Origin of the sequence: Actinomadura sp. WAC 06369, from assembly GCF_003947565.1 — a bacterium.
Taxonomy (GTDB): domain Bacteria; phylum Actinomycetota; class Actinomycetes; order Streptosporangiales; family Streptosporangiaceae; genus Spirillospora; species Spirillospora rifamycini.
Map to the genome: position 1 here is coordinate 1 of NZ_QHJN01000207.1, position 12,583 is coordinate 12,583.

A 12,583-nucleotide genomic window follows, 5' to 3' on the forward strand; every position below is an offset into this window, starting at 1 on the left:
GGCCGGGGCGGTGCGGCGGGTGTTCGCGGGGTTCGCGGTCCCGGACGTGGCGGGGCTGGTGCGCGAGCTCAATGATCTCGGGCTGGTCAGAACGCGCGGCAACGGGGAACACCTGACTCCATGACGACCGAATCGTGGGTGGAGAGCGCCGCGGACGGCGGGTTCGGCATCGGGAACCTGCCGTACGGGGTGTTCGCGCGGCCGCGGGAGCTGCCGCGCGTGGGGGTGGCGATCGGCGACCGGGTGCTGGACCTCGCCGGGCTGGCGGCGGACGGGCTGGTCGACGGGCGGCGGTGGTTCGCGTCGGGCTCGCTGAACGCGTTCATGGCCGCGGGACGTCCGGTCTGGCGGGCGAACCGGGACCGGCTCGTCCAGCTGCTGACGGACGCGGGGCTCCGGGAGCGGGTGGAGCCGCATCTGGTGCCGGTGCGGGACGTGGTGCTGCTGCGGCCGTTCGAGGTCGCGGACTACGTCGACTTCTACTCGTCCGAGCACCACGCGTCGAACGTGGGGCGGATGTTCCGCCCGGACCGGGAGGCGCTCGCGCCGAACTGGAAGCGGCTGCCGGTCGCGTACCACGGGCGGGCGGGGACGGTGTTCCCGTCGGGGACGCCGATCGTGCGGCCGTCCGGGCAGCGGCGGGCGGGCGGCGAGGACGAGCCGGGGTTCGGGCCGTCGGCGCGGCTCGACTTCGAGGCGGAGGTCGGGTTCGTGGCGGGGGTGCCGTCGGGCGCGGGCCGGGGCGTGCCGACGTGGGCGTTCCGCGACCACGTGTTCGGGTTCGTCCTGGTGAACGACTGGAGCGCCCGGGACCTGCAGGCGTGGGAGTCGCAGCCGCTGGGGCCGTTCCTGAGCAAGTCGTTCGCGACGTCGGTGTCGCCGTGGGTGGTGCCGGTCGCGGCGCTGGAGGCGGCCCGGGTGGAGCCGCCGCCGCAGGACCCGGAGCCGCTGCACTACCTGCGGTGCGACGAGCCGTGGGGGCTCGACCTGCGCATGGAGGTGCTGATCAACGGGCGGGTGGCGGCGCGGCCGCCGTTCGCGGCGATGTACTGGACGTCGCCGCAGCAGCTCGCGCACGCGACGGTGAACGGGACGCCGCTGCGGACGGGCGACCTGTTCGCGTCCGGGACGGTGTCGGGTCCGGAGCGGGAGCACCGTGGGTGCCTGCTGGAGTTGAGCTGGAACGGCCGGGAGCCGCTGGTGCTCGACGGGATGGAGCGCACGTTCCTGGAGGACGGCGACACGGTGACGGTGCGGGCGTGGGCGCCGGGCGCCGGCGGCGCGACGATCTCGCTGGGCGAGGTGTCGGGGACGGTGCTGCCGGCGCGGCTATGAGCGCGGGACGACGAGGGCGTTGGCGATGGCGGCGAGGCCCTCGCCGCGGCCGGTGAGGCCGAGCCCGTCGGTGGTGGTGGCGGAGATCGACACGTCGGCGCCGCCGAGGGCTTCGGCGAGCGTCTTGGCGGCCTCGTCGCGCCGCTTGCCGATCTTCGGGCGGTTGCCGATGACCTGGATCGCGACGTTGCCGATGTCGTATCCGGCTTCGTCGACGAGCCGGGCGACCTCGCGCAGGAGGGTCGTGCCGGACGCGCCGGACCAGCGGGGGTCGGCGGTGCCGAAGACGGCGCCGAGGTCGCCGAGGGCGCAGGCCGACAGGAGGGCGTCGCAGGCGGCGTGCGCGGCGACGTCGCCGTCGGAGTGCCCGGCCAGGCCGTGGCCTTCGCCGGGCCATTCCAGCCCGGCGACCCGCAGCGTGCGCGGCTCCGACGAGAACGGGTGGACGTCGACACCGACGCCCACCCGGGGAAACCGTGCGCCCAACTCAGCCGGCCAGGACCTCGTCGAGCAGCGCCTCGGCCTTGTCCTCGTTGGTCTTCTCGGCGAGCGCGAGCTCGCTGACCAGGATCTGCCGGGCCTTGGCGAGCATGCGCTTCTCGCCGGCCGACAGGCCGCGCTCCTTGTCGCGCCGCCACAGGTCGCGGACGACCTCCGCGACCTTGTTGACGTCGCCGGACGCGAGCTTCTCAAGGTTCGCCTTGTACCGGCGCGACCAGTTGGTGGGCTCCTCGGTGTAGGGTGCGCGCAGCACCTCGAACACCTTCTCCAGACCCTCCTGGCCGACGACGTCGCGGACACCCACGTCCTCGACGTTCTCAACCGGAACCTGTACTGTCAGGTCGCCCTTGTCGACCTTCAAGACCAGATAGGTCTTTTCCTCACCCTTGATGGTGCGAGTCTCGATGGCCTCGATCCGAGCAGCCCCGTGGTGGGGGTAGACGACGGTGTCGCCGACCTGGAAAGTCATGTGACAAGTACCCCTTCCGCTAGAACCAGGATAGCACGGAAACGGACGAGGCCGCACCGGCCTTGATGGCATATGCCCAGGTCAACCCCCATATTGGACCATTGACAAAGCTCGTTGATGGTGCTTCGGCCCGTTGTTCCGCCCACGCGGCGCGATCGTCCGGTCACGCCGCCGCGGCCCGGCGGCCACTATCGGGAGGGCGGCCCGGACGGCAAGACCCCGGGCCGGAGAAGACTTCGGCGCTTCACCCGCAAGCACCTCATACTGGGAGGTGAGCCTGCCGCGCAGCGCGGGTACGAAGCGCCGGAAGGGCCACAAACGGGACATTCCCCTTTCTCTCTGGGGAACGGACGGCGGTCACCGGTGGATCGAGGATGGTGATGCTGGCGTGAGGTCGCACGGCGACCCGGACCCGGACGACTACGGGCTTCCGCGCGTCGACATCGTGGTGCCCGACGACGCCCGCGAACTCGACCGCGACGTCCTCGCCTACCACCGCGAGGAGCGCCGCCGCCGGCGCCGGGCCCGGCTCCGGCGGGTCACCGGCCCGCTCACCCGCTTCGGCGTCGCCGTCCCGATCATCGCGGGCGCGCTGCTGGTCGCGCTGATCAGCGGGGCGCTGATGACGGCGTTCGGCCCGCAGCCCGCGCCGCGTCCGACGACCGCGCGGCTCGCCCCGAACCCGACCGCGAGCCCCGGCACCGTCGGCGGCCTGCTGCCGACGGGGAGCGTCGCGCTCGCGGACGGGTCCGCCAAGCCGATGCGGGAGATGCGCCCGGGGGTGATCGGCATCGTCCCGCCCGGGTTCCGCTGCGGGCCGCTGATCGCCGAGCTCGCCGGCCTGACCGGGGCGCCGCAGCTCAACTTCTGGCTCGTCCCCGACCCCCGCCCCGCGGGCGGCCGCGAGCCCGTCCCGGTGAAGGACGTCAAGAAGTGCGCGGGCACGGCGCACCGGGGCGCGCCGCTGGTCGTGGAGGACGGGCGGGGCCTGCTGGCCGCCGCGTACGCGCCGGAGCCCGGCACCGCGCTCACCGCGGTGCTCGTCAAACCGGACGGGATCGTCTCCCACGTCGTGCCGGACCCGCGGGCGGGCAAGGATCTGGACCAGAAGATCAAGGACCTGACGGTGGGCTGACGCCCCGGGCGCCGCCCCGGCGCGGTACGGTCGCCCTCCGGGCGGCGGTCCGGGCCGTCGCCTCCGGCGTTCCGCCGGGACGATGTCCGCGTGTCGGCACCCCGAAGCGGAGTTCGCGGGCGGGCCTCGCTACGCTTCCTCTGGCGTGTCTCACGCCGATCTTCAGATCTCAACGCCTTATCCACGAGGAGACCGACGCCGTGATCCGTAACAGCCGTCGAGTGGTCACGCTCGCCGTCGCGGGCGCCGTCGCCATCGCGCCGGTGATCTCCGGCTGCGGCGCCGGCATGACCCCGCAGAGCGCCATGCCCACGCGCCTCAGCGAGGGGATCAACGCCCAGCTGCCCGCCGACGGAGCCGCGCAGGTCTCCCTCCGCAACATGTTCCTCCTCGCCCCCGAGGCCGGCCCGCCCGTGCCCACCGGCACGCCGCTCGCGCTGTACGGCTCCCTGATCAACCAGGTCGAGGGCAAGGCCGACACGCTCGTCTCGGTCAGCTCGCCGATGTTCTCGGGCGCGCGCATCGAGGGCGGCTCGCTGGCGGTGCCGGGCGCGCTGCCGGACGGCAAGGGCGGCGTGACGCGGCTGCTCGGCCAGGGCGCCCCCACTCCGGGGCCGACGACGCAGCAGCCCGGCGGGACCCCCACCGGGACGCCCGCGCCCGAGACGACCGGCCCCGGCTCGACCGCCTCGGCGACGGCGTCGCCGACGCAGGAGAACACCGCCGAGCCGCCGCAGACGCCGCCTCCGACGGGCACCGGGCACCCGCTCGTGGTGCTGGAGGGCCTGAAGCAGCAGCTCGTCGCCGGCACGCCGGTGCCGGTCCGCCTCCAGTTCAAGAACGCCGGCGCGATCGAGCTGCAGATCCCGGTCGTCGCGCGCCAGCAGGACTACGCGACGTTCCCGCTGGCCAGCCCGCCGCAGGGGACGCAGCCGCCCGGCACGACGAGCCCGCGCCCGAACACCGGGCCGTCGCCGACCGGCGAGGCGACCCCGACCGGCGAGGCGAGCCCGACGGGTGAGGCGACCCCGACTGGTGAGGCGACGCCCGGCGCCACGGAGTCCCCGGCCGCAGGCGGCCACTGACCGACGCGCACGCGGACGGCCGGGCACCCCGAGGGGTGCCCGGCCGTCGCGCTTCCCGGGCCCGGACGCGCGAAGGCCCGGGCGGCGAACCGGTCGCCGTCCGGGCCTCGGCACGCTCGTCCGCGGCCCCTCCCGCCGGTCGCGACCGGCGGGAGGGCGCCGCCGATCAGGGCTCGAACTTGTAGCCCAGGCCCCGCACGGTGACGATGTAGCGGGGCGTGGAGGGCGTCTCCTCGATCTTGGCGCGGAGCCGCTTGATGTGGACGTCCAGCGTCTTGGTGTCGCCGACGTAGTCCGCGCCCCACACCCGGTCGATGAGCTGCATGCGGGTGAGCACGCGGCCCGCGTTGCGGAGCAGGACCTCCAGCAGCTCGAACTCCTTCAGCGGGAGCTGGACGGGCTCGCCGCCGACGCTGACGACGTGCCGTTCGACGTCCATCCGGACGGGGCCGGCCTCCAGCGTCGCGGGGGCGGGCTCGGGGTCCTCGCCCTGGCGGCGCAGGACGGCGCGCATGCGGGCGATGAGCTCGCGCGGGGAGTACGGCTTGGTGACGTAGTCGTCGGCGCCGAGCTCGAGCCCGACGACCTTGTCGACCTCGCTGTCCTTGGCGGTCAGCATGATCACCGGGACGTTGGACCTCGTGCGCAGCTCCCGGCAGACCTCGGTGCCGGGCAGCCCGGGCAGCATCAGGTCGAGCAGCACGAGGTCGGCACCGTTGCGCTCGAAGATGTCCAGGGCGTCCGGGCCCGTGGCGGCCACGGCCACCTCGAAGCCCTCCTTGCGCAGGTTGTACGCCAATGCGTCGCTGTACGACTCCTCGTCTTCGACGACGAGAACGCGGGTCACGGTGTTGCCTCCCGGGCGGTGTTCAGGGCGGCGGGGACGGGCGGGTCGAGCAGCGGAAGCCGGATCGTGAACGTCGACCCGGACCCCTCCTTGCTCCACACCGTAACGTCCCCGCCGTGCTTGCTGGTGACGTGCTTGACGATGGCCAGACCGAGGCCCGTACCGCCGGTCTGGCGGGAGCGGGCCGGGTCCACCCGGTAGAACCGCTCGAAGATCCGCTCCACCTCGGCATCGGGGATGCCGATCCCCTGGTCGGTCACGTTGATCTCGACGAACCGGTCGTCGCAGCGGCGGGTCGACACGACGACGCGGGTGCGTTCGGGGCTGTAGGCGACGGCGTTGTCGATGAGGTTCCGCAGCGCGGTGGTCAGCAGCTCGACGTCGCCGCGCACCCGCAGCCCGCCGGTGCCGCCGGTGGCGAGCTCGATGTCCTTGCTGGACGCCTTGATCTGGCAGCGGTCGATGGCCTCCGCGGTGACGTCGTCCAGGGGGACGGGGCCGAGGTCGGGCAGCGGTTCGTCGCCCTGCACCCGGGAGAGGGTCATGAGGTCCTGCACGAGGTTGTTCAGCCGGACGGACTCGATCTGCATCCGCCCGGCGAACCGGCGCACGGCCTCGGGGTCGTCGGCGGCGCCCTCGACGGTCTCGGCGAGCAGCGACAGCGCCCCGACGGGCGTCTTCAGCTCGTGGCTGACGTTGGCGACGAAGTCGCGGCGGATCGCCTCGGTGCGGCGCATGTCGGTGAGGTCCTCGGCGAGGACCAGGACGAGGCCGTGCGACCCGAGGGGCGCGACGCGGACCGCGAACCAGCGGCCCTCGGCGCGGGCGCGGATGCGGGACGGGACGACCTGGATCTCGGTCTCCCGGATCTCGCCGTCGCGGCGGACGAGCCGGGCCATGGCGAGCAGCTCGTCGACGACGAGCCGGTCACCGCTGACCAGGCCGAACGCGCGGGCCGCGGAACTGGCCCGCAGCACCCGGTCCTCGGCGTCGACGACGACGGCCGACGACCGCAGGACGCTCAGGACGGACGCGATGCCCGGGGGCATGCCGCTCACAGGCGTCGCCGGGGCCGCCGTCCGCTGGGCTCGCTCGCTCACGCGCACCGCCAATCCCGTCGCGAGCCCGATGGCGAGCCCGGCAAGCCCGACCAGGCTCGCGACAATCTCGACCTCCACACCTCGGATGGTAAGCGGGCCTCGACCCCAAGGAGTCCCAACGTGCAGGTCAACGCGGTGTCGTTCCCCGAAAGTTCACCTTCTTATACGGAGGTATTCACACCGGCCCGGCATGCTATGACGTGGGCGAGTGCGTCCACTCCCCCAGCCCTCCGACGTTTTCTCCCTGAGGATCCGAATTGCGCGACGCCTACCACGAGGAGCTCGACGCCCTCAGCGACAAGCTGGTCGAGATGACCCGGCTCGTCCGCTCCGCGATGGCCCGCGCGGTGACCGCTCTCCTCGACGCCGATCTGCGGCTGTCGGAGGAGGTCATCAGCGCCGACGACCAGGTCAACAAGATCGACGCCGAGATCGAGCAGACGGTGTTCGACCTGATGGCCCGGCAGCAGCCGGTCGCCGGGGACCTGCGCACGCTCATCACCACGCTGCGGATGAGCGGCGATCTCGAGCGGATGGGCGACCTGGCCGTCCACATCGCCAAGACCGCCCGCCGCCGCCACCCGGAACCGGCCGTCCCGCCGGAACTGCAGGCGACCGTCCTGGAGATGGGGCAGATCGCCGAACGCATGATCGCCAAGGCGGGCAGCGTGATCGCCTCCCAGGACGTCGAGATGGGCCTCGAACTCGACGCCGACGACGACCAGATGGACCGCCTGCACCGCCGCCTGTTCGACAAGCTGCTCTCCCCCAAGTGGAAGCACGGCGTCGAACCGGCCGTCGACATCACCCTCGCGGGCCGCTACTTCGAGCGCTTCGCCGACCACGCCGTCCACGTCGCCGAGAACGTCGTGTACCTGGTCACGGGCCAGCGCCCCGAGGAGATCAACGAGATCTCCTGACTCCCTCCTCCTCCGGTGTCGTGCCGACGCCCCCGCCCGGCGCGGCCGGCGGCCGGCCGCGCCGGGCGGCGGCCTCCGGAAAAGCCCGCGCGGGCGGAGCCGGGGGCCGTTAGCCTTTCGGGGCCGTAGTCGCCGTCTCACGGAGGGTCAGCCCCGGTGGAGCCGCTGCAGCCGGACGATCCGCGCCGGATCGGCCCGTACCGGGTCGTGGCGCGGCTCGGCGCGGGCGGCATGGGCGTCGTCTACCTGGGGCGGGCGCGCAGCGGGCGGCCGGTGGCGGTGAAGGTCGTGCACCGCCGGTTCGTCGGCGAGGACCGGTACCGGGCCCGGTTCCGGCGCGAGGTCGACGCGGCCCGCGCGGTCGCGGGGTCCTTCACCGCGCCGGTGCTGGACGCCGACCCGGACGCCGCCACGCCCTGGCTCGCGACCGCGTACCTGCCGGGCCCGTCGCTGCGGGAGGCGGTCGCGGGGTTCGGCCCGCTGCCGCCGGACGCGCTGCGGGCGCTGGCCGCCGGGCTCGCCGAGGCCCTCGACGCGATCCACCGCGGCGGCCTCGTCCACCGCGACCTGAAGCCGGGCAACGTGCTGCTGACCGCGGGCGGCCCCCGCGTGATCGACTTCGGGATCGCGCGGCCGGACGGCGCCACCGCGATCACCCGCGCCGGCGCGCCGATCGGCACGGCCGGGTACATGGGCCCCGAGCAGGTGCGGGGCGAGCGGGTCGGGCCGCCCGGCGACGTGTTCGCGCTCGGCGCGACGCTCGCGTACGCGGCGACGCGCGTGGAGCCGTTCGGGACGGGGACGGCGCGGGCCCGGCACCTGCGGGTGCTGACCGGCGCGGCGGACCTCGGCGCGGTCGCCGACCCCGGGCTGCGCGACCTGCTCGCCGCGTGCCTGCGGGCCGAGCCGTCGGCGCGTCCGTCCGCGGCCGGGCTGCTGGAGGCGCTCGGCCGGCCGGGCCCGGACGCACCGTCGCTGCAGGGCGTCGGGTGGCTGCCCGCGCCGGTGGCGGCGGAGGTGGAGCGCCGCACCGCCGAGGTCGTCCCGGCGGCGGCCCGCGCGGAGCCCGCGCCGCGGCGCCCGGGGCGGCGGACGGTCGTGGCGGGGCTCGGCGCCGGGGTGCTGACGCTCGCGGCGGTGGCGAGCGTGCCGCTGCCGGGCGGGACGGCCGACGGCGGCGAGGCGGGCGGCGGCACGGCCGGGCCGGACGCGGAGGAGCCGCCGCCGGAGGGCGTCCGGCTGTGGGAGCGGTCGTACGAGGGCGACGAGGACGTCGAGCTGCACGGCGCCGGCGGCGTGCTCCTCGTGCGGGCCGGGGAGGACGTCCGCGCGCTGGACCCGCGCACCGGCCGCGTGCGGTGGAAGCGCGGGGCCGCCGGGGTCACGGCGGCGGGCGCGGACGTGTTCCTGGCGGAGGACGGCGGCCGGCGGCTCCGGGCGGTCGGGGCCGCGTCCGGCGACACCCGGTGGACGTACGGCCTGCGGTCCGACGCCGACGTCGGCGAGAGCGCGGGCCCGCTGGCGGTGGCCGCGGACGTCGTCTGCTTCGGCGTCTCGCCGCGGCGGGCGGACCGGCGGGAGCGCGTCGGCGCGCTGGGCAGAAAGGACGGGCGCCGCGGCTGGACGTCCGGCCTGATCGGCGCGCCGACCCCGGACGGGTTCGCCGCCGGGGCGGGTCTCGTCGTGGCCGCGTCGAAGACCGAACTGGTCGCGCTGGACCCGGCGTCCGGGCGGATCCGGTGGCGGTACCCGATGGACTACGGCGCCTACCTGCGCTTCGACCGGGAGCGGGTCTTCGCCTCCGACAGGCTCGGGACGCTGCACGCGCTGCGGGCCGCCGACGGGAAGGCGCTCTGGAAGCGGCGGGCGATGACCGCCTTCTCGAGCGGGGCCGGGGCGGGGAAGGTGTTCGTGGAGGGCGAGGACGGCGTGGTCGTCGCGCTCGACGCGGCCACCGGGCGGCGCGCCTGGTCGCGGCGGGTCGCGCGGGCGGCGAACGACCCGCGGTCGCAGGCGACGGCGCTGGCGCTCGACGGCGGAATCTTGTACGCGGCGTGCGGCGACGGCACACTGTACGCGTTGGACGCGGCCGACGGCCGCGTCCGCTGGACCCGCGGGGCGGAGGCGGCCGCGGAGCGGGCCGCGCGGCTCGGCGTGCCGGTGGGCGTCGCCGGGGTCGTGTGCGTCGCGACCTCGGACCGGCGGGTCCGGGCGCTCGCCCCGCCGGACTCACGCGGAGGATCACGTGCAGGCTCTTGAGCCCGGCGACCCGCGCTCGGTCGAGACCTCGGGACGCGTCTACCGGCTCGTCGCGCGGCTCGGCTCGGGCGGCATGGGCACCGTCTACCTGGGCCGGTCCGCCGCCGGACGGGCGGTCGCGGTCAAGATCGTGCATCCGGAGTTCGCCGCCGACGCGCGGTTCCGGGAGCGGTTCCGGCGCGAGGCCGAGCTGTCCGGGACGGTCGGCGGCGGGTTCACGGCGCCGGTCGTCGACGCCGCTCCGGACGCCCGTCCGCCCTGGCTGGCGACGGAGTTCGTGCCCTCGGTGCCGCTGCGGGACGCCGTCCGCTCGGGCGGGGCGCTGCCGCCGGACGCGGTCCGGCGGCTGGCGGCGGGCGTCGCGGAGGCGCTGGTCGAGATCCACGGCGCCGGGGTCGTGCACCGCGACCTCACGCCCGCGAACGTCCTGCTGGCGGCGGACGGCCCGCGCGTCATCGACTTCGGGATCGCCCGCGCGCTGGACGCCGCGACGATCACGAGCGCGGGGACGCCGCTCGGCGCGCCCGGCTTCATGTCGCCCGAGCAGGCCGCCGGGGAGCCGATCGGCCCGCCGAGCGACGTGTTCACGTTCGGCGCGACGCTGCTGTACGCGGCGACCGGCCGGGAGCCGTTCGGCGCGGGCACGTGGCACGAGCAGCTGCTGCGGCTGCGGTCGGAGCGGCCGCGGCTCGACCGGGTCGCCGACGCGGACCTGCGGGCGCTGATCGCCGACTGCATGGAGCGCGAACCGTCCCGCCGCCCGACCGCCGCGCGGCTCGCCGAGCGGCTCGCGGCCGGGACGTCCCCGGGCGCGGCGCCCGGGCCGGCGCCCGGCGCGGCGGTCTGGCCGCCGGGGATCGCGGCGGAGATCGAGCGGCGGCGGGCGGCGGCGGAGCGCCCGGCGGTGCCGGGCGGCGGGCGCGGCCGTCCCGCGCGGGCCGGCGTCGCGGTCGCCGCGGTCGCCGCCGCGCTGGCCGTGGTCGCGGCGGTCTCCGCCGCCGTGTGGTTCCAGGGCCGCGGCGGCGGGCCGGAGCCGGCCGCCGCGCCCGCCCCGCCGTCCGCGGCCGTCCCGGCGACGAGCGCGCCCCCGGCGCCGGTCGGGGAGATCCGGTTCCTGGTCAGCGGCGACGGCGAGGTCGAGTCCCTGACGTACTCGGTGAACGGCGACTCCCGGACCGTGGAGAACGTCGAACTGCCGTGGGAGGTGTCGGTGCCGATCCCGGCGTCGGTCCCGAGGACGGTGTGGGAGCTGGACGTGACGAACGGCGGGAGCGGAGTGATCCGCTACAAGGTCGACGCGAACGGACGGCTGGTCACGCAGGGGGCCACGGCCGGGCAGGGCACGGGCCACGCCGAAGGCAGCATCTGAGGAACGGGAGGACGGCACCATGACGCTGGCGGCGTTCACGCCGAAGGTCGACTTCTTGCCCGCCGGCGGCCCGGGTCTCGCGTACGAGCTTCCCCCGGCCGCCCCGGGCACCCTGTTCGTCCGCGGGCCGAACGGCGGGATGCGGGTCGCGCCGGACGCCGGGTTCACGGTGGTCTTCGGGCGGTGCGAGCCCGAGGTCCACGTCTGCGTCGGGGCGGACGACCGGCACGTCAGCCGGCGGCAGGGGCTGATCCGCCACGACGGGTCGCGCTGGATGCTCTACAACACGGGCAAGCGCGCCATCCGCTTCCCCGACCGGCTGGTGCTCGGCGGGCACGAGGCCGAACTGCCGGCGGCGTACGCGCCGCTGTTCGTCATCGGCCCGGAGCGGGAGCACCTGCTGGAGACGCGCATCGCCGGACGCCCCCGCGCCGGGTCCCCGGACCTGCACGAGCTCGGCACCGCCGAACCGGACGGCGCGCTGCTGCGGGACGACACCGAACGGCTCGTCCTCGCGTGCCTGGCGCGCCGCTACCTCGCGCAGGAGCCGAACCCGGTGCCGCTCACGTGGGCGCAGGTCGCGGCGGAGCTGAACCTCGCCCGTCCGGACGGGAAGTGGAACGCCAGGCGGGCGCAGCATGTCGTGGAGAAGGTGCGCCTGCGGCTCAGCAGGGACTTCGCGGGGCTCCGCGAGGAGGAGCTTCCGCCGCCGATCGGCAACGCGCTCAACCACAACCTGATCGTCGTGCTGCTCGTCCACGCGGCCCTCGTCCCGTCGCACCTGCTCGAACTGGAGCCGCCCAGGTGAACCGCCGAGGCGCCGGGACCGGTCCCGGGGCCTCCGCGGCACGACTCTCGATGAAGCACACCTGACCGGACGGCCGCGGGCGGGTCAGCCGACGCGGGCGCTCTCCGGGCGGGCGGCCGGGGCGGCCCCACCGGGCGCGCCGGGCGCGCGCCCCTCGCGGACGGCCGCGAGCAGGGCCACCGCGACGACCGCCTGGATGCCGGTGATCATCGCCAGCACGATGGGCTCCTCGACGCCGAGCATCACCATCGTCAGGTTGGCGGCGAAGTGCGTGGCGACCGCGGCGAGGACGCCTGCGCGCTCGTAGGCGTGGCAGACGAGCATCGCCATCGGGACGGAGCTGAAGGCGAAGAGCGCACCGGCCGGGGTGGCCGCGCCGAGTTCGTTCTGGACGGTGCCGTGGACGAAGAACAGCGGCATGTGCCAGACGGCCCAGATGGCGCCCAGCACCACCGCGACCTGGTAGCGGTTCATCGTCGCGCGCATCCGCGGGTAGGCGGTGCCGCGCCAGCCGGGCTCCTCCGACAGCGGGCCGAGGAGCAGCATGGTGGCGAGGAAGGAGACGGGCCCGCCGGGGTTGGCCTCGATCATGTCCCTGCCGGCGTCCAGGCTGAGGGCCGGGCCGCCCGCCACGTGCGCCAGGAACGCGCCCGCCACGACGGTCGCGGAGGCCAGCACGAGCAGCGCCGGGGACCAGAGCAGGGCGGACGCGCGGAACCGGACGGCCCGCGCCGGGACGGGTTCGCCGCGCCGCC

12 protein-coding genes are annotated in these 12,583 nt (G+C 75.4%); 7 read left to right on the forward strand and 5 right to left on the reverse strand.

Annotation, left to right across the window (positions count from 1 at the left end; genetic code table 11):
- Window positions 1-120 precede the first annotated feature (120 nt).
- The gene (fahA, locus tag DMH08_RS34910; RefSeq protein WP_026404821.1) at window positions 121-1,335 is read left to right on the forward strand and encodes a fumarylacetoacetase; all 1,215 of its coding nucleotides are present in this window, start codon (window positions 121-123) and stop codon (window positions 1,333-1,335) included.
- Here fahA and ispF read toward each other — a convergent pair.
- Together ispF and DMH08_RS34920 are read right to left on the reverse strand one after the other, a co-directional pair.
- On the reverse strand, window positions 1,330-1,800 hold the full coding sequence (gene ispF, locus DMH08_RS34915; protein WP_125620372.1) for a 2-C-methyl-D-erythritol 2,4-cyclodiphosphate synthase: 471 nt from the start codon (window positions 1,798-1,800) through the stop codon (window positions 1,330-1,332). The two genes, fahA and ispF, sit on opposite strands and share 6 nt — an antisense overlap.
- A gap of 22 nt (window positions 1,801-1,822) precedes the next feature.
- Window positions 1,823-2,305, reverse strand: a complete 483-nt coding sequence (locus DMH08_RS34920) for a CarD family transcriptional regulator (RefSeq protein ID WP_026404819.1) — start codon at window positions 2,303-2,305, stop codon at window positions 1,823-1,825.
- Between the two features lie 388 nt (window positions 2,306-2,693).
- Between DMH08_RS34920 and DMH08_RS34925 the strand changes: the two genes are divergently transcribed.
- Together DMH08_RS34925 and DMH08_RS34930 are read left to right on the forward strand one after the other, a co-directional pair.
- Window positions 2,694-3,440, forward strand: a complete 747-nt coding sequence (locus DMH08_RS34925) for a hypothetical protein (RefSeq protein WP_125620373.1) — start codon at window positions 2,694-2,696, stop codon at window positions 3,438-3,440.
- A 200-nt stretch (window positions 3,441-3,640) separates the two neighbouring features.
- The gene (locus tag DMH08_RS34930; protein ID WP_125620375.1) at window positions 3,641-4,525 is read left to right on the forward strand and encodes a hypothetical protein; all 885 of its coding nucleotides are present in this window, start codon (window positions 3,641-3,643) and stop codon (window positions 4,523-4,525) included.
- Window positions 4,526-4,691: 166 nt separating this feature from the next.
- On the opposite strand, the gene DMH08_RS34935 is transcribed toward DMH08_RS34930, so the two are convergent.
- Both DMH08_RS34935 and DMH08_RS34940 read right to left on the reverse strand, forming a co-directional pair.
- Entirely contained in the window at window positions 4,692-5,372 is a 681-nt protein-coding gene (locus tag DMH08_RS34935; protein ID WP_026404816.1) for a response regulator transcription factor, read from the reverse strand.
- Window positions 5,369-6,550 carry a sensor histidine kinase gene (locus DMH08_RS34940; protein ID WP_026404815.1) on the reverse strand — a complete coding sequence of 394 codons (1,182 nt, stop codon included), beginning with the start codon at window positions 6,548-6,550 and terminating at the stop codon, window positions 5,369-5,371. Before DMH08_RS34940 ends, DMH08_RS34935 begins: the two co-directional genes overlap by 4 nt.
- 179 nt (window positions 6,551-6,729) lie before the next feature.
- On the opposite strand from DMH08_RS34940, the gene phoU reads away from it, so the two are divergent.
- From phoU to DMH08_RS34960, 4 genes are all read left to right on the forward strand, one after another.
- On the forward strand, window positions 6,730-7,392 hold the full coding sequence (phoU, locus tag DMH08_RS34945; protein ID WP_026404814.1) for a phosphate signaling complex protein PhoU: 663 nt from the start codon (window positions 6,730-6,732) through the stop codon (window positions 7,390-7,392).
- Between the two features lie 156 nt (window positions 7,393-7,548).
- Complete coding sequence (locus tag DMH08_RS34950; protein WP_125620378.1) at window positions 7,549-9,651, forward strand: outer membrane protein assembly factor BamB family protein; 2,103 nt, start codon at window positions 7,549-7,551, stop codon at window positions 9,649-9,651.
- A complete protein-coding gene (locus DMH08_RS41255) occupies window positions 9,638-11,020 on the forward strand; it encodes a serine/threonine-protein kinase (RefSeq protein ID WP_199748149.1) in 1,383 nt (460 codons plus the stop codon). Before DMH08_RS34950 ends, DMH08_RS41255 begins: the two co-directional genes overlap by 14 nt.
- A 19-nt stretch (window positions 11,021-11,039) precedes the next feature.
- On the forward strand, window positions 11,040-11,828 hold the full coding sequence (locus DMH08_RS34960) for a hypothetical protein (RefSeq protein ID WP_125620380.1): 789 nt from the start codon (window positions 11,040-11,042) through the stop codon (window positions 11,826-11,828).
- Window positions 11,829-11,912: 84 nt separating this feature from the next.
- Here DMH08_RS34960 and DMH08_RS34965 read toward each other — a convergent pair.
- Window positions 11,913-12,583, reverse strand: a 671-nt coding sequence (locus tag DMH08_RS34965) for a CPBP family intramembrane glutamic endopeptidase (protein WP_148108625.1), incomplete at its 5' end; no start/stop codon positions are given.